This window comes from Nocardioides sp. (assembly GCF_024509035.1).
In the GTDB taxonomy this organism is placed as follows: Bacteria; Actinomycetota; Actinomycetes; order Propionibacteriales; family Nocardioidaceae; genus Nocardioides.
The window spans coordinates 1-15,450 of record NZ_JANINT010000150.1 but is presented as its reverse complement, the minus strand read 5'-3'; the positions used below and the strand labels follow the sequence as shown (position 1 = coordinate 15,450).

The window sequence follows — 15,450 nt, the reverse complement described above, 5'->3', positions numbered from 1 at the left end:
CGTCCCTCGGCGCCTGGCCACCGCACGCACCGATCGCCGCTCGCGTTCGCCCGTCGTGCCCAGCGACGCCCTACAGTCGACGCCATGACCGACGTCGCGACTTCGAACAATCCCGAGCAGAGCCGCTACGAGGCCCACATCGACGGTGAGCTGGCCGGGTTCGCGGAGTACCAGCTCACCGACGAGCTCGTGGTCTTCACCCACACCGAGGTCGGCGAGAAGTTCGAGGGCAAGGGGGTCGGCTCGGCGCTCGCGCGCTTCGGGCTCGACGACGTGCGCTCGGCCGGCACCCGCAAGGTGATGCCGCTGTGCCCGTTCATCAAGGGCTGGATCGGCAAGCACCCCGACTACACCGACCTCGTCTACGGCGCCGGGGACGGTGGCCAGGCGGACTCGGACGCCTCTCAGGGCTGACGGCTCCTCCACAGGGCTGTGCACAGGCGGCGCCCGCCTGTGCATCCCGCGCCCGAGGAGTGCACAGCTCATCAACAGATTTCCCTGTATCCGCGCGGTATCGCTGCGTCGGCTTGTCGCTGTCGGACCCCGGTCCTAGAGTCGCGACGGGTCGACTACTTGTCGTCGTGTCGACAAGTCGGTGAGGAGCGGGGATGACTGCACACGGCACGTTCGGATCGTCCAGCCCGACCGGGTCCACCGCCGACGCGATGCCACCGCTCGTCCACGCCCCTGCCCCTCCCTCCTCACCCCTGACCGGAGATGACCTGCTCGTGTCCGAGCCCCTGCCCTTCGAGCGCCCGATCGCCGCGGCCGCCACGCCGCCCCTCGGCCCCACGGGCCGGCCGCTGCCCCAGATCCCCGAGCCCGCTCCGGTGAGCGAGCACGGCAACGCGCGGGTCGTGTCGATGTGCAACCAGAAGGGCGGGGTCGGCAAGACCACCACCACGATCAACCTCGGCGCCTCCCTCGCCGAGCTCGGGCGCAAGGTCCTGCTGGTCGACTTCGACCCCCAGGGCTCGCTCTCGGTCGGTCTGGGCCTCAACCCCCACGAGATGGACCTGACGATCTACAACCTGCTCATGCAGCGTGACGTCGACATCCACGACGTGATCGTCCCGACGGTCGTCGAGGGCATGGACCTGCTGCCCTCCAACATCGACCTGTCCGCCGCCGAGGTCCAGCTGGTGCACGAGGTCGCTCGCGAGCAGACCCTGCAGCGCGTGCTCGGTCCGGCCATCGCGGAGTACGACGTCATCCTCATCGACTGCCAGCCCTCGCTGGGCCTGCTGACCGTCAACGCGCTGACCGCCTCCGACGGCGTGATCGTGCCGCTGGAGTGCGAGTACTTCGCCCTGCGTGGTGTGGCGCTGCTCAAGACCACCATCGACAAGGTGCGCGAGCGGCTCAACCCCAAGCTCGAGATCGACGGCGTCCTCGGCACGATGTACGACGGCCGCACCCTGCACAGCCGCGAGGTCATGGAGCGGCTGGTCCAGGCGTGGGGCGACAAGGTCTTCCACACCGTCATCCGTCGCACGGTGAAGTTCTCCGACTCGACCGTCGCCGGCGAGCCGATCACGACGTACGCCGCCAGCTCGGCCGGTGCCGACTCCTACCGCCAGCTCGCCAAGGAGGTGCTTGCCCGGTGTCTCGACGGGTGAGCCTTCCCGCCGCCGACGACCTGTTCCGCCCCACCGCGCCGCCGGAGGACACCCGGCGGGCGGCTGAGGGCCGCGAGACCACGGACGCCGGGGCGGACACGGGGTCCGACCCGGACGCGGGTGCCGGGTCTCGGAAGAAGAAGCCGAGCGGCCGGGTCCGGCACGACGAGAAGATGACGGTCTACGTCACCTCCGACGAGCTGCTCGACCTCGAGCACGCACGGCTGCTGCTGCGCCGCTCCCACGGGCTGGCGGTCGACCGCGGCAGGATCGTGCGCGAGGCGATCGCGCTGGTGCTGGCCGACTTCGAGAGCCAGGGCGACGACAGTGCGCTGGTCCGTCGATTGACCGAGGGATGACCACGGCGTCCGTGGAGTCCAGCGGCGAGGCGGCGCCGGCGTTCGCGGTGCGCCTGGACAACTTCGAGGGCCCCTTCGACCTGCTGCTCAACCTCATCGCCAAGCACAAGCTCGACATCACCGAGGTCTCGCTGTCCACGGTGACCGACGAGTTCATCGCCCACGTGAAGGCCGCCGGCCCGCACTGGGACCTCGAGCAGACGACGTCGTTCCTGCTCGTGGCCTCCACGCTGCTCGACCTGAAGGCGGCGCGGCTGCTCCCGCAGGGCGACATCGAGGACGAGGAGGACCTCGCGCTCCTCGAGGCGCGCGACCTGCTGTTCGCCCGGCTGCTGCAGTACCGCGCGTTCAAGCAGGTGGCGGCGGTGCTCTCCGAGCGCCTGGCGGGGGAGTCCAAGCGCCACCCGCGCGCGGTCGGGCTGGAGGAGCGGTTCGCCGGGCTGCTCCCCGAGGTCCTGATCGGCATCGGCCTCGACCAGTTCGCCCAGCTGGCTGCCAAGGCGCTCGAGCCCAAGCCGGTGCTCGAGGTCTCGCTCCAGCACATCCACGCCAACAAGGTGAGCGTCCGCGAGCAGGCCGCGCTCGTCGTCGACCGGCTGCGCCGCAGCGGCACGATGACGTTCCGGGCGCTGTGCGGCGACTCGCCCGACCGGCTCACGACCGTCGCCCGGTTCCTCTCGCTGCTCGAGCTGTTCCGCGAGGGTGCGGTCGCGTTCGACCAGGTGACGCCGCTCGGCGAGCTGACCGTACGGTGGACCGGAGAGGACGACGCGGACGTCGACGAGCTGATCACCGACGAGTTCGAGGGCGCGCCGCCCGAGGCCGACGACGTACCGGAGGGAGAGAGCGATGACCGAGACCACAGCCGAGACCACAGCCGAGACGACGGCCGAGACGACGGCGGAGACGACGGCGGAGACGGGTCCCGCGATGACGGCTGAGGTCGAGGAGACCCTCCCGGTCCCGGTCGCGGCCCTGCGCCCCTCGCTCGAGGCGCTGCTGATGGTGGCCGACCAGCCGATGGACACCGTGACGCTGGCGACCGCGGTCGGCTACCCGGTCGGCGAGGTGACCGAGGCGCTCGACGCCCTCGCCGCCGAGTACACCGAGCAGGGCCGCGGGTTCGAGCTGCGCAACGTCGGCGGTGGGTGGCGTTACTACACCCGCGAGGAGTACGCCGCGGTGGTGGAGGCGTTCGTGCTCGACGGCCAGCAGGCGCGGCTCACGCAGGCCGCGCTCGAGACCCTGGCGGTGGTGGCCTACAAGCAGCCGGTCTCGCGCGCCCGGGTCTCCGCGATCCGTGGCGTCAACGTCGACGGCGTGATGCGCACGCTCCTGACGCGGGGCCTCGTCGAGGAGGCCGGCCACGACCACGAGACGGGTGCGAACCTCTACCGGACCACCACCTACTTCCTCGAGCGCATCGGCGTGACCGCGCTCGACGACCTGCCCGAGCTCGCGCCGTACCTGCCGGACATGGACGACCTCGAGGACGAGCTGGCCGAGATGGCGGCGCCGGTCGCCACCGAGTCGACGCCGGAGCCCGCTCCCGGCCCGGACTCGGCGCCGCACCCCGGCCATCCGCACTCGCCGCACAGCGGGGACGGCACCGAGCCCGACGGCGGGACCGAGCCGACGTGATCGAGACCGACGAGGACGGCCTGGTCCGTCTGCAGAAGCTGCTCGCCCAGTCCGGGGTCGCCTCGCGCCGCAAGTGTGAGGAGCTCATGCTCGGGGGCCTGGTCGAGGTCGACGGCGAGGTCGTGACCCGGCTGGGCACGAAGGTCGACCCGCGCACCGCGATCGTCCGGGTCGACGGCAAGCGGCTGCCCCCGATCTCGGAGAAGGTCTACCTGGTGCTCAACAAGCCCCGGGGCGTGGTGTCGACGATGTCCGACCCGGAGGGGCGACGCACGCTCTCCGACCTGGTGGCCGATCGCCCCGAGCGGCTCTTCCACGTCGGCCGCCTCGACACCGACACCTCCGGCCTCCTGCTGCTGACCAACGACGGAGACTTCGCGCACCGGATGGCCCACCCGTCCTACGAGGTCGACAAGACCTACGTCGCGGAGGTCGAGGGTGAGATGTTCCGCCGCACGATCAAGCAGCTCCTCGAGGGCGTCACCCTCGAGGATGGCCCGGTGACGGTGTCGAAGGCCCGGATCGTGGAGTCGACGCCCGCCAAGTCGATCGTGGAGCTGGTGATCCACGAGGGGCGCAACCGGATCGTGCGGCGGCTGCTCGACCACGTCGGTCACCCCGTGCGCCGGCTCACCCGCACCGCCTTCGGCCCGGTCTCGCTCGGTCGGCTGGGCAGCGGAGAGATGCGCGAGCTGACGCTCGACGAGCTCGGCGAGCTGCTGGACGTCGCGCAGCTGTGAACCGCCGGGCCGCCCCGGCGGTGATGGTCCTGGTCGCGGCGGTGCTCGTGGTCGGGCTGGGCTCGGGCGTGTGGGTGTGGGGAAGCTCCCGGGCGATCTCGGACGTCGAGGTCGCGTGGCGAGGAGCGCCGGAGTGCACCGGGACGAGGCTCGAGAAGGACCACCACACGATCCGGGCGCAGCCGGGCATGGCGTGCGTGATCACGGTCGAGGTGCACAACACCGGACGTCGGGGTGTTCAGCTCGACAGCGCCGTGCTGCCCTACCTCGGCCCCGGAGGAGGCGCGGTGGTCCGAGCCGGCGAGATCGATGGCCGGACGCCGATCGCGGCATCAGTGGCCGACGACATCGACGCCCGCGTCGAGCTGGACCACCACCTCGACGCCGGCGAGACCTGGACGCTCCGCACCCTCGTGGTGTTCCGTGCCGACGGGTGCACCGACGCCGGGGCGGTCACCTTCTACGAGTGGCCGGCGCTGGTCGTCAGATCGTGGGGACGAGACGGCACGGTGGCCAGTCCGCAGGACCTTGTCGTCTCGCGCGAGCGCCAGAACCCCGGCTGTCGGATGCGGTGAGCCTGGGCTCGGCCTAGGAGGCCGGCTCGAGCGCCTCGTCGAGGGTGTCGACCACGCGGAAGACCCGGTGCATGGCGGTCGCGGTGAACACGCGCAGCACCGGCCGGCTGGTGCACACGATCGTGAACGACCCCTGGAGCACGCGGGCGCGCTTGTGTGCGCTGATCAGCGCGCCCAACCCGAGCGAGTCGAGGAACGTGACGTCGTCGAGCACGACCACCAGGTGGCCGGGGCCGTCGACGAGGGCGTCGGTCACCTCGCCGCGCAGCTGACCCGCGGTCGCGATGTCGACCTCGCCCGCGCAGTGCACGATCGTGACGTCCTCGCGCTTCTCGACGGTGATCGTCAGGGGCTGGAAAGTGGGCACGTGCACGTTCTACACCGTCGCGGCGCGTGATCGCGCCAAAGCATGCCACCCGAACGGGTGAGTACCCTTCTGGGCATGCCGCGCACGGCCGCAGCGCTCGCGCCGTACGTCGCCTCGCTGGCGGCGTACGACGTCGACCTGGGCGGCCCCGGTGTGCACCGCGGCCTGCCGTCGACGACCGTGACGTTCGTGCTGCCCGTGGGCGAGCCGCTGGAGGTCTCGTGGGCCGACCAGCCGGCGAGCCGCCGGCGTGGCTGGTCGTCGGTGTCGGGCCTGCACACCCGGCCGGCGGAGATCCACCACTCGGGCCGGCAGACGGGTGTCCAGGTCGCCCTCACCGCCGCCGGCGCGCGGGCCGTGCTCGGCGTCCCGGCCGCCGAGCTGGCCGGGGGACTGCTGGAGCTCGAGGAGCTGCACGAGGTGGCGCCGCGGCTGGGCCGGCTCCCCGAGCAGCTCGACGCCGCGGAGCCGGGGGAGCGGGCCGGGCTGGTGAGCGACGCGCTCCGGGCCGAAATCGACCGCCGGGCGCACGCCTCGCCGCGGCACGCCGTCCGGCCCGACGTACGCCATGCCGTGGACCTGCTGGCGCAGGGCCGATCGGTGCAGACGGTCGCGGACGAGGTCGGCTACACGCGGCGCCACCTGGGCACGCTGGTGCGCGCGGAGACCGGTCTGGCGCCCAAGCAGGTCCAGCGCCTGGGCCGGTTCGAGGGCTCGCGCGGCCTGCTCGGTCGAGCGCCGCTCGCCGAGGTCGCCCACCGGTGTGGGTACGCCGACCAGGCGCACCTCACGCGCGACTGGGTCGATCTGGCCGGCTGCCCGCCGTCGGTCTGGCTGCGCGAGGAGTTCCCATTCCTCCAAGACCTGGGTGCTGACCCGGACGCAGGCTGAGGGCATGAGTGACGCACCCAAGCACGTGGAGGACATCAAGCACTGGCAGAGCTTCGCCTTCGGCGACGCCGAGGCGATGATGCGCTGGTTGAGCGCTGTCGGGTTCGTCGAGCACGCGACCTACCGCGACGAGGCCGACCCGGCGGTCGTCGTCCACGCCGAGTGGCTGTGGCCCGAGGGTGGCGGGATCATGTTCGGCTCGCTGCGCGAGGGCGGAGTGGTCCGCAACGTCGGTGGCTCGGCGACCTACCTGGTGACCGGCGACCCCGACGCCGTCTTCGACCGAGCGGTGGCCGCCGGGGCGCGGGTGGTCCAGCCGTTGGTCGAGGAGGACTACGGCGGACGCGGCGGCAGCGTCGAGGACCCGGAGGGCAACCACTGGTCGTTCGGCAGCTACCAGCCGCGGTGAGGGCCCGGCCCTGGGCGGCCCGCGGATGAGACCGGCGCCGGAACGCCGACGCACGTCGATAGCCTTGCGGGGTGGCAGTCAGGGCAGTGCGAGGGGCGACCCAGCTGGAGGAGGACACGCGCGAGCACATGCTCGAGCGCGTCGCCGAGATGGTCGTCGACGTGATGGCGGCGAACGGGCTCGAGGTCGACGACTTCATCTCGGTGATCTTCACCGCGACCTCCGACCTGGTCTCGGAGTTCCCCGCCTATGCCGCCCGCCGGCTCGGCTTCGGCGAGGTGCCGCTGATCTGTGCCCGTGAGCTGGAGATCGCCGGCTCGATGCCGCGGGTCGTGCGGATGATGGCCCACGTCGAGACCGACCTGCCCCGTGCTGACATCACCCACGTCTACCTCCACGGCGCTGCCGCGCTGCGCAGCGACCTGAGCCGGGTGCGGTCGGTGCCCGATGCCGACCACGACGCCGATCACGACGCCGACCGCCACGCCGACCACGACGCCGACCGCGACGCCGGCGATGAGTAGGACCCTGGTCGGTCCGGTCGAGGTCGTCGGCGCCGGGCTGCTCGGGACCTCGATCGGTCTGGCCTGTCGCCGGGCCGGGCTCGAGGTGCTGCTCACGGACGCCGCGTCCGAGCACGTCCGCACCGCCTCGGGCCTGGGCGCGGGCCGGGCGAGCACCCCCCAGGACGCCCCGCAGCTGGTGGTGGTCGCCGTGCCGCCCGACGCGCTCGGTGACGTGATCGCCCAGGTCCTGCGCGATCGCCCGGACGCCGTGGTGACCGACGTCGGCAGCGTGAAGTCGGCCCTGCCCGCGAAGGTGGAGCGGCTCGTGGGCGCGGAGGTGACGCGCCGCTACGCGGGCGGGCACCCGATGGCCGGCTCGGAGCGCTCCGGGCCCCTGGCGGCCACCCCGGCGCTGTTCGACGGCCGACCGTGGGCGATCACGCCGCACGAGGGCAGCGACCCGGCGGCCGTGCTCCTCGTGGAGGAGCTGGCGCAGCTGTGTGGCGCCGTACCGGTGCGGCTGAGCCCGGAGGAGCATGACAAGGCGGTCGCGCGGACGTCGCACGTCCCGCACCTGCTCGCCTCGCTGGTGGCCGGCCGCCTGGTCGACGCCCCCGAGCAGCACCTCGCGCTCTCGGGGCAGGGCGTCCGCGACGTCACCCGCGTCGCCGCCGGCAGCCCGGCGCTCTACGGCCAGATCGTGTCCGCGAACGCCCAGGCGGTGCTCGGGCTGCTCGCCGAGGTCCGCGCCCAGCTCGACAGCGTGATCGACGCGGTGGCGGCGGACGACCGGACGGCGCTGGAGTCCGTCCTCGCCCGGGGCGTGGCCGGCACCCGGGCGATCCCGGGCAAGCACGGCGGACCGGTGCGCCCGACGCGGTCGGTCTTCGTGTCGGTGCCCGACCATCCCGGCGAGCTCGCCCGACTGTTCGCCGATGCCGGAGCCAGCGAGGTCAACATCGAGGACGTCCACATCGACCACGACCCCGGCCGGCCGGTCGGTCTGGTCGAGCTCGTCGTCGACGAGACCCGGGCCGAGCACCTCCTGAGCTCTCTGGAGTCACGTGGATGGGTGACGCACCGGTAGGCTGCGGCCCCGTGGACCACAGCTCGAACCGCCCCGCACCCGCCTCGACCGACGGTCTGGTGATCGCCGTCGACGGCACCTCGGGCTCGGGCAAGTCGAGCACCTCGCGTGGTGTCGCGACCCGGCTCGGTCTGCGCTACCTGGACACCGGCGCCCAGTTCCGGGCGATGACGTGGTGGCTGCTGCGCGAGGGCGTCGACGTCCACGACGCCGCCGCGGTCGCCGCCCGCTGCGTCGAGCCCGAGATCGTCTCCGGGACCGACCCCCAGGAGCCCACCATCACCGTCGACGGCACCGACGTGGCCGTCGAGATCCGCAGCGACGCCGTGAATGCCGCTGTCTCGCCGGTCAGCGCCGTCCCCGAGGTCCGCGCCCGCCTGCTCGACCTGCAGCGCTCGGTGATCGCGGACGCCGTCCAGGACGGCGGGATCGTCGTCGAGGGACGCGACATCGGCTCGGTCGTCGCACCCGACGCGCCCGTCAAGGTCTACCTGAGCGCCGACCCCTCCGCGCGCGCCGAGCGGCGCGCCGCCGAGCAGGGCGCGACGGACCTCGCGGCGACCCAGGAGTCGCTGCTCGCCCGCGACCGGATCGACTCCGGACGCGCCACGGCGCCGCTCGTGCAGGCCGACGGTGCGGTGCACATCGACACCACGCCGTACACCCTCGACGAGGTCATCGGACTGGTGGCCGGGCTGGTCGCCGAGCTCGACGCAGACGCCGAGGCGCCTCCGAGGGCGCGATGACGATCCGCGCCGCCCACCGCGAGCTGCCGCGCAGCGACACCGCACGGGGCGCACCGCGCTATGCGCTCCACTCGCCGTTGCGCCCGCTCGCGCGCTGGCTGATCCGGCGGTGGTACGACGTGCGCGTGCACGCCCCGGAGCAGGTGCCGCGCCGCGGCGGGGTGATCTACGCCTCCAACCACATCGGCATCATCGACGGCCCGTTCCTGGCGATCTTCGCCCCCCGGCCGGCGCACGCGCTGACCAAGATCGAGATGTTCCGGGGCCTGCTCGGCCGGTTCCTGCTCCAGTCCGGACAGATACCCCTGGACCGCTACCACGCCGACCCGGCCGCGGTGAAGACCTGCCTGAAGGTGCTGCGCGACGGGGGCGCGATCGGCATCTACCCCGAGGGCAGCCGCGGCGCGGGCGACCTCGGGCGCTTCCACCGAGGAGCGGCCTACCTGGCGCTGGTCTCCGGCGCTCCCGTCGTACCGGTGACCATGCTCGGCAGCCGCGAGCCCGGCGCCCACCACAACTCCCTGCCACCGCGGCGCTCGCGGATCGACATGGTGTTCGGTGAGCCCTACCGGATCGACCCGGTGCCGTGGCCGCGCACCCGGGAACAAGTGGAGAAGACCTCGTTGTTGCTCCGAGAGCACATGCTGGTCCAGCTGGACCGTGCGCGCGCGTCGACCGGCCGGGAGCTGCCGGGTCCGCTGCCCGTGACCGACGTAGACCCAGACCCCGCGACCGGGGTCACCGACCAAGGAGCACCATGACCGAGCTCGAGGGTGCCCACGACGGCGCCCCGGACACCGATCCCCAGGACAAATCCCCGGAGCACCTCGGCCCCGTGCCGGTGCTCGCCGTCGTCGGACGCCCCAACGTCGGCAAGTCGACGCTGGTCAACCGGATCATCGGCCGCCGTGAGGCGGTCGTCGAGGACGTCCCGGGCGTCACCCGCGACCGCGTGTCGTACGACGCCAACTGGAACGGCCGCGCCTTCACGGTCGTCGACACCGGCGGGTGGGACCCCGACGCCCGCGGCCTCGCCGAGCGGATCGCCGCCCAGGCCGAGGTGGCGGTGACGCTGGCGGACGCCGTGCTGTTCGTCGTCGACGCCACCGTCGGCATCACCGACGCCGACGAGGCCGTCGTCCGGGTGCTGCGCAAGTCCGGGAAGCCCGTGGTCCTGGCGGCCAACAAGGTCGACGACCAGCGCACCGAGGCCGAGGCCTACGGCCTGTGGAACCTCGGGCTGGGGGAGCCGTGGCCCGTCTCCGCCCTCCACGGTCGCGGGTCCGGCGACATGCTCGATGCGATCCTCGCGGCGCTTCCCGAGCCGCCGCCGGAGCGCGAGCCCGAGGCTCGCGGACCGCGCCGGATCGCGATCGTCGGCAAGCCCAACGTCGGCAAGTCCTCGCTGCTCAACAAGCTCGCCGGCGAGGAGCGGGTGGTCGTCGACAACGTCGCGGGCACGACCGTCGACCCGGTCGACGAGCTGATCGAGCTCGGCGGACAGACGTGGCGCTTCATCGACACCGCCGGCATCCGCAAGCGGGTCAAGGAGGCCTCGGGGCACGAGTACTACGCCTCGCTGCGCACCTCCACGGCGATCGACCGCGCGGAGGTCGCCGTGCTCGTCGTCAACGGTGGGGAGTCGATCTCCGAACAGGACGTGCGGATCCTCCAGACCGTCCGGGAGGCCGGCCGCGCCCTGGTGATCGCGTTCAACAAGTGGGACCTGGTCGACGAGGAGCGCCGCTACTACCTCGACCGCGAGATCGAGCGCGAGCTCGTGCAGGTGCAGTGGGCACCGCGGATCAACATCACGGCCAAGACCGGGTGGCACGTCGACCGACTCGTCCCGGCGCTGGAGAAGGCGATCGAGGGCTGGGAGACCCGCATCTCCACCGGCGCGCTCAACGGGTTCCTCGGGCGCCTGGTTGCCGAGCACCCCCACCCGGTGCGCAGCGGCAAGCAGCCCAAGATCCTGTTCGGCACGCAGGCCTCGACCGCACCGCCCACGTTCGTGCTGTTCACCAGCGGCAAGCTCGACGCGGGCTACGAGCGGTTCATCGAGCGGCGGCTGCGCGAGGAGTTCGGCTTCGTCGGCACCCCGATCGTGCTCCAGCAGCGGCCGCGCGAGAAGCGCAAGCGGTAGTCCCCGGCGGGGCCCGGGGCTACCGTCGGTCCATGCGGAGGCTCGTGGTCGTCGGTCTCGCCGGATGTCTCCTCGGGGTGCCGGGAGCGACGCACGCCGAGCGCCCGACCGCGGACGTGCGGCCGGTGGCCGGGACGTCGTGCTCGGCGTTCCCGCGCAACAACTGGTGGCACGCCGACGTGCGAGGGCTGCCGGTGCACGCCCGCAGCCGCGCGTGGCTCTCGCACATGTCGCCGGAGGTCGACCTGCACCCCGACTTCGGGCCGTCCTACGGGGACGGGCCCGACCACGGCATCCCGATCACGGTCGTGGGGCCGACCCACGCGAAGGTGCGCGTCCGGTTCGACTACGCCGACGAGAGCGACCGGGTGCGCTACCCGCTCGGTGCGGACACCCGGATCGAGGGCGGGCGCGGGTCGGCCGGTGACAAGCACGCGATCGTCGTCGACACGGGCTCCTGCCGGCTCTACGAGACATGGAACACCCGCGTGCGGCACGGCCGCTGGGTGGCCGGGTCGGGCGCGGTCTGGTCCCTGTCCTCCCACCGGCTGCGGCCCGACGGCTGGACCTCCGCGGACGCCGCGGGGCTGCCGATCCTGCCCGGGCTGCTGCGCTGGAACGAGGTCAAGGCGGGCAAGGTCGACCACGCCATCCGGTTCACCACCGACGTCACCAGCCGCCACCATCTCTGGCCCGCGCGGCACGACGCCGGCTCGCAGGACTCGCTCGCCTACCCACCGATGGGCGCGCGCTTCCGGCTGCGGGCCGGGTTCTCCACGCGGGGCTTCTCGCCGTACGCCGTCGCGGTGATCACCGCGATGAAGCGCTACGGCCTGGTGCTCGCCGACAACGGGTCGCCGTGGTTCTTCCAGGGCGAGCAGAACGCGCGGTGGCCGGCGTCGCTGATCGAGGAGCTCAAGCAGATCCCCGCCTCCGCGTTCGTGGCGGTCGACACCTCGGCGCTGAAGGTCAGCGAGGACAGCGGGGCGGTCGACTCGCATTGAGGACAGGAACTGGCCGGTTGCGGCTCTAGCGTGCTCGGCATGACGACCGAACGCGACGACATCCTCGACCTCCTGACCAAGCACCGCGGCTTCCTGACGTACACCGTTCAGGGCCTCTCCGACGAGGCCGCCCGGTCCCGCCCGACCGTCAGCGCGCTGTCGCTGGGCGGCCTGATCAAGCACGTGACCGCGGTCGAGCGGAACTGGGCCGACTTCGTGGTCAACGGCGCGGCCAACCAGCCCGACTGGGCCAGCGTCGACTGGAGCAACCCGCCGCCCGAGATCCTCGCCCACCAGCAGGCGTTCGTGATGAGCGAGGACGAGACGCTCGCCGAGATCCTGGCGGCGTACGCCGAGGTCGCTGCCGCCACCGACGAGCTGGTGCGCACCGTCGACCTCGACACCGCGCACTCGCTGCCCGAGGCTCCGTGGGCGGCCGCCACGACCTGGTCGGCTCGCCGCGCCATCCTCCACATCGCGCTGGAGACCGCGCAGCACGCCGGCCACGCCGACATCATCCGCGAGACCATCGACGGGCAGAAGACGATGGGTTGAGCGCTGCCCGACCCTCCTGGTCGGGTCGTGTGCCCCACGACGCGCCATGGCGCGTGCTCAGGCACACGACCCGATTCCGGATCCTCGGCCAGACTGCGGTAGTGTTCACGCCGCTCCTCCGGGAGCGTTCGGGCTGTGGCGCAGCTTGGTAGCGCACTTGACTGGGGGTCAAGGGGTCGCAGGTTCAAATCCTGTCAGCCCGACCGAGCGAGAAACACCCTCTGAACTGCAAACGTGCAGGTCAGAGGGTGTTTTTCATTTTCTCGACGCCGCGCAGCGTGGCTACTGCCAAGTCATCTGAGTTCTCTGAGTTCGCCAGGATCTGTCACTTTCACGCACCCCGAACGCACCCCGACCCTTCGGAGGCGGCCTTCGGAGCGATGTCGTCCGTCCATCCCCGCCTGAACGGCCCATTCGGGCGGCCTAAACCCCTGGGGCACTAGTCAAGTGTTCCCGCGACGAAAGGAACGGAATGAACAACAACGACAAGGAGAGGCTGCTCAAGGCCGAGGATGTTGGCGCGCGGCTGAGCGTGCCCGCGACGTGGGTGTACGCCGCGGCCCGGCGCGGACTCATCCCAAGCGTTCAAGTCGGACGCTATGTCCGGTTCCGGTCCGCGGACATCGAGGCATGGATCGCCCAAGGGGGTAGCGCCGCCGAGCCCACGGAGTGACGGAGGTGGTTCGGATCGCCGGCGCGGATCCGAACCATCTCGACCGGCTCTCCAGGTCGGTGACTCGTCGACCGAGTGGCGGCCGCGGGAGGGATCATGCGTTACGAAGATGACGTGCCTCGGCTGCTCCGAGCTCTCGTCAGCAAAGGGGAGGTAATCCGAGGCGCATTTGAATGCCGACGCCGCGCGCCCGCGTGGCTTACGCTCGGCTCGTGCCCTTCATGGAGCAGTGGCTGTTTCGGGACTGTCCCCATTGCGGGACACGGAACACGCAGATGAACGTCCTCGCTCAGAACGCAAAGGCCCCTCGTGCATCCCAGCCGCCACTGGCTTGGTCGGTTTTGGCATGCCCGAGATGCGGCGGCGTGGTGGCTCTCCAGCACGGCGGAGATGGGAGTGTGGCCCTCAATCGGGTCATCCCGGAAGACGCCTCGGGCGCGCTTACGGTGGAGCATGTACCTCCACAGATCGCACGGTTCTATCTCGACGCGATCCGCGTGTTGGAAGCGGGAGTCCCCGACGCCGCGGCCGTCCAGTTGCGACGGACTCTAGAAGGTGCGGCTGCCCATTTCGACATTCGGGAACGCGTTCTGGTGCGAAGTATCGAGAAGATGATCGAGCAGGGCTTGATCACGAGGTCTTTCGGCGAGGTACTTCACCACGTCCGAAGCATCGGCAATCAGGGTGCGCACTACACCGACGAGCAACTAACAGAGCGGCAGGTGCGCCAGGCACTCCGATTTACGACCGCGCTGTTGCGCAACGTGTTTGAGGTCCCCGGCGAGCTGGCAGCTATTCAGGAGCAGGATCCACCGCCAGAGGGGTGAGCTCGTCGCGGGAACGTCCTACGGTCAGGCACCAACACCTAGGCGACACCCGAATACCGGCGTCCGTTGGAGACGCGCTTCCCGATAGGTGGCTGAGTCGCGGGTCGGCACCCTCGACGACCCCTTAGCTATCGAGCATGTCCCACTCGTAGCCAAGGACCCAGCGGATGGCAGACACCTTGCCGGAGAGAAACCCCCACGCCCAGTCGCTCTCATTGTGCGCCTGCAAGGCCTCGATGCCGTACTGGTCCTCCATTCGGCGCATGGCGTCGCGCATCCCAGTAATCAGTTCCGGGCTCCATCCGTCCGGCACCGGCTGATCATGGCCGGGCTTACGGCCGTACCAGAGCGCGTCAGCGAGACTTGCCTCCGCGTCGAGGATGTCGGAGACCTTTCGGAGCGTTGACACAGGCACGTCGTGCTTGAAGGCCACGTCCAAGTGATCAGCGAGCAACTTCCGCAGTTGCGGCATCTCCCAGGTGCGGATGCGGAACGGAGGGTGGGACCGCTCGTAGGACGCGATCCAATCCTTGGCCCCGTTCGTCAAGTAGCCGGAGGCGATGAACAGAACGGTGCTGGGCCTCTCGGCTTGCGCCCAGGCGATGCTGCCTTGGAGCGCCTCTGGAGGGACGCCGCGGCTGTAATGCTTGCAGTCAACGAACCACTTCTCACTGAACTTGTGGCCGTCGACGTCCTCCCGCTCTAGCGTGGCGACGATGTCCCGGCCGCGATCGGCGGGCGAGGCATGCTTCGGCGTGCCTTTGCGCCAGTCCACATTGACGAAGCCACTCTCTGACATGAGGTCGAAGCAGAACTCCTCGAACTCCGTAGGAGTCAGTCCGTCGAAACGGACGGCGCCGAGGGAAGCGTCTAGCTCGGTCTCGGGATACCCATCGGGGAGGGCGTCCAAGTCCGCGGGATCGTCCACGCATTGATGCTATGGCCACGCTCCGCAGGCGACCAGCGACACCCACTCGAGGATCGCGCTAGCGGCCTCGCACGCTCGGTCGACGCCGCTGCCGGTGCGGTGCGAAGAGGGAGAGCGCCCGCTGCGGCGACACCATCTAGGTCCGCTCTGTCGGCTCCACGACGAACACACTTAACTCGAAACCGCCGCTTCGGCGAGGGTCTCGGGGTGCGTCGCGGGGTGCGCGAACTCGGCAAAGTCCACCATCGACGCAGCAAGGTATATGCCTCGGAGAAGGAGATTTCGAGTTAGTCTGAGCGTCCCACGCGTGGCATCAACCGTTCTGGGGGTCAAGGGGTCGCAGGTTCAAATCCTGTCAGCCCGACCGAACGAGAAAC

Annotated in this window: 20 protein-coding genes and 1 tRNA gene; 19 read left to right on the top strand and 2 right to left on the bottom strand. The window is 71.0% G+C overall.

Features of this window, described 5'->3' with window-relative positions:
• Positions 1 to 84 precede the first annotated feature (84 nt).
• The 7 genes from Q0L15_RS11915 to Q0L15_RS11885 all read left to right on the top strand — a co-directional run bounded on the left by Q0L15_RS11915 (position 85) and on the right by Q0L15_RS11885 (position 4,934).
• The gene (locus tag Q0L15_RS11915) at positions 85 to 414 is read left to right on the top strand and encodes a GNAT family N-acetyltransferase (RefSeq protein ID WP_296604608.1); all 330 of its coding nucleotides are present in this window, start codon (positions 85 to 87) and stop codon (positions 412 to 414) included.
• Positions 415 to 728: 314 nt separating this feature from the next.
• Positions 729 to 1,619, top strand: coding sequence for a ParA family protein (locus Q0L15_RS11910; protein ID WP_296604607.1), 891 nt, complete (start codon positions 729 to 731; stop codon positions 1,617 to 1,619).
• The gene (locus tag Q0L15_RS11905; protein WP_296604605.1) at positions 1,604 to 1,978 is read left to right on the top strand and encodes a hypothetical protein; all 375 of its coding nucleotides are present in this window, start codon (positions 1,604 to 1,606) and stop codon (positions 1,976 to 1,978) included. Before Q0L15_RS11910 ends, Q0L15_RS11905 begins: the two co-directional genes overlap by 16 nt.
• A complete protein-coding gene (locus Q0L15_RS11900) occupies positions 1,975 to 2,919 on the top strand; it encodes a segregation/condensation protein A (RefSeq protein ID WP_296604604.1) in 945 nt (314 codons plus the stop codon). Before Q0L15_RS11905 ends, Q0L15_RS11900 begins: the two co-directional genes overlap by 4 nt.
• Positions 2,909 to 3,619 (top strand): SMC-Scp complex subunit ScpB, encoded by a 711-nt coding sequence (gene scpB / locus Q0L15_RS11895; RefSeq protein ID WP_296604602.1) that lies wholly within the window; start codon positions 2,909 to 2,911, stop codon positions 3,617 to 3,619. Before Q0L15_RS11900 ends, scpB begins: the two co-directional genes overlap by 11 nt.
• Complete coding sequence (locus Q0L15_RS11890) at positions 3,616 to 4,359, top strand: pseudouridine synthase (RefSeq protein ID WP_296604601.1); 744 nt, start codon at positions 3,616 to 3,618, stop codon at positions 4,357 to 4,359. The genes scpB and Q0L15_RS11890 overlap by 4 nt, the downstream gene beginning before the upstream one ends.
• Positions 4,356 to 4,934 (top strand): hypothetical protein, encoded by a 579-nt coding sequence (locus Q0L15_RS11885; RefSeq protein ID WP_296604599.1) that lies wholly within the window; start codon positions 4,356 to 4,358, stop codon positions 4,932 to 4,934. The genes Q0L15_RS11890 and Q0L15_RS11885 overlap by 4 nt, the downstream gene beginning before the upstream one ends.
• Before the next feature lie 13 nt (positions 4,935 to 4,947).
• Here Q0L15_RS11885 and Q0L15_RS11880 read toward each other — a convergent pair whose 3' ends face one another.
• Positions 4,948 to 5,301 (bottom strand): STAS domain-containing protein, encoded by a 354-nt coding sequence (locus tag Q0L15_RS11880; RefSeq protein ID WP_296604598.1) that lies wholly within the window; start codon positions 5,299 to 5,301, stop codon positions 4,948 to 4,950.
• A 75-nt stretch (positions 5,302 to 5,376) separates the two neighbouring features.
• Between Q0L15_RS11880 and Q0L15_RS11875 the strand changes: the two genes are divergently transcribed.
• The 12 genes from Q0L15_RS11875 (at position 5,377) to Q0L15_RS11820 (ending at position 14,145) form a co-directional block, all read left to right on the top strand.
• Positions 5,377 to 6,192, top strand: coding sequence for an AraC family transcriptional regulator (locus tag Q0L15_RS11875; RefSeq protein ID WP_296604596.1), 816 nt, complete (start codon positions 5,377 to 5,379; stop codon positions 6,190 to 6,192).
• 4 nt (positions 6,193 to 6,196) lie between these two features.
• Positions 6,197 to 6,601, top strand: coding sequence for a VOC family protein (locus Q0L15_RS11870; protein ID WP_296604594.1), 405 nt, complete (start codon positions 6,197 to 6,199; stop codon positions 6,599 to 6,601).
• A 71-nt stretch (positions 6,602 to 6,672) separates the two neighbouring features.
• A complete protein-coding gene (gene aroH, locus Q0L15_RS11865; protein WP_296604592.1) occupies positions 6,673 to 7,125 on the top strand; it encodes a chorismate mutase in 453 nt (150 codons plus the stop codon).
• The gene (locus Q0L15_RS11860; protein WP_296604590.1) at positions 7,118 to 8,194 is read left to right on the top strand and encodes a prephenate dehydrogenase; all 1,077 of its coding nucleotides are present in this window, start codon (positions 7,118 to 7,120) and stop codon (positions 8,192 to 8,194) included. Before aroH ends, Q0L15_RS11860 begins: the two co-directional genes overlap by 8 nt.
• Before the next feature lie 11 nt (positions 8,195 to 8,205).
• The gene (cmk, locus tag Q0L15_RS11855; RefSeq protein WP_366939570.1) at positions 8,206 to 8,940 is read left to right on the top strand and encodes a (d)CMP kinase; all 735 of its coding nucleotides are present in this window, start codon (positions 8,206 to 8,208) and stop codon (positions 8,938 to 8,940) included.
• A complete protein-coding gene (locus tag Q0L15_RS11850) occupies positions 8,937 to 9,701 on the top strand; it encodes a 1-acyl-sn-glycerol-3-phosphate acyltransferase (protein WP_296604586.1) in 765 nt (254 codons plus the stop codon). The genes cmk and Q0L15_RS11850 overlap by 4 nt, the downstream gene beginning before the upstream one ends.
• Positions 9,698 to 11,086, top strand: a complete 1,389-nt coding sequence (gene der / locus Q0L15_RS11845) for a ribosome biogenesis GTPase Der (RefSeq protein ID WP_296604585.1) — start codon at positions 9,698 to 9,700, stop codon at positions 11,084 to 11,086. The genes Q0L15_RS11850 and der overlap by 4 nt, the downstream gene beginning before the upstream one ends.
• Before the next feature lie 32 nt (positions 11,087 to 11,118).
• The gene (locus tag Q0L15_RS11840; protein ID WP_296604584.1) at positions 11,119 to 12,090 is read left to right on the top strand and encodes a hypothetical protein; all 972 of its coding nucleotides are present in this window, start codon (positions 11,119 to 11,121) and stop codon (positions 12,088 to 12,090) included.
• A 39-nt stretch (positions 12,091 to 12,129) separates the two neighbouring features.
• Positions 12,130 to 12,645, top strand: coding sequence for a DinB family protein (locus tag Q0L15_RS11835; protein ID WP_296604582.1), 516 nt, complete (start codon positions 12,130 to 12,132; stop codon positions 12,643 to 12,645).
• A gap of 129 nt (positions 12,646 to 12,774) precedes the next feature.
• Positions 12,775 to 12,848 (top strand) — tRNA-Pro (locus Q0L15_RS11830).
• A 269-nt stretch (positions 12,849 to 13,117) separates the two neighbouring features.
• Positions 13,118 to 13,318 carry a helix-turn-helix domain-containing protein gene (locus Q0L15_RS11825; RefSeq protein ID WP_296604580.1) on the top strand — a complete coding sequence of 67 codons (201 nt, stop codon included), beginning with the start codon at positions 13,118 to 13,120 and terminating at the stop codon, positions 13,316 to 13,318.
• Between the two features lie 221 nt (positions 13,319 to 13,539).
• Complete coding sequence (locus Q0L15_RS11820; protein WP_296604635.1) at positions 13,540 to 14,145, top strand: DUF4145 domain-containing protein; 606 nt, start codon at positions 13,540 to 13,542, stop codon at positions 14,143 to 14,145.
• Positions 14,146 to 14,269: 124 nt separating this feature from the next.
• On the opposite strand, the gene Q0L15_RS11815 is transcribed toward Q0L15_RS11820, so the two are convergent.
• A complete protein-coding gene (locus tag Q0L15_RS11815; RefSeq protein ID WP_296604578.1) occupies positions 14,270 to 15,073 on the bottom strand; it encodes a restriction endonuclease in 804 nt (267 codons plus the stop codon).
• Positions 15,074 to 15,450 lie beyond the last annotated feature (377 nt).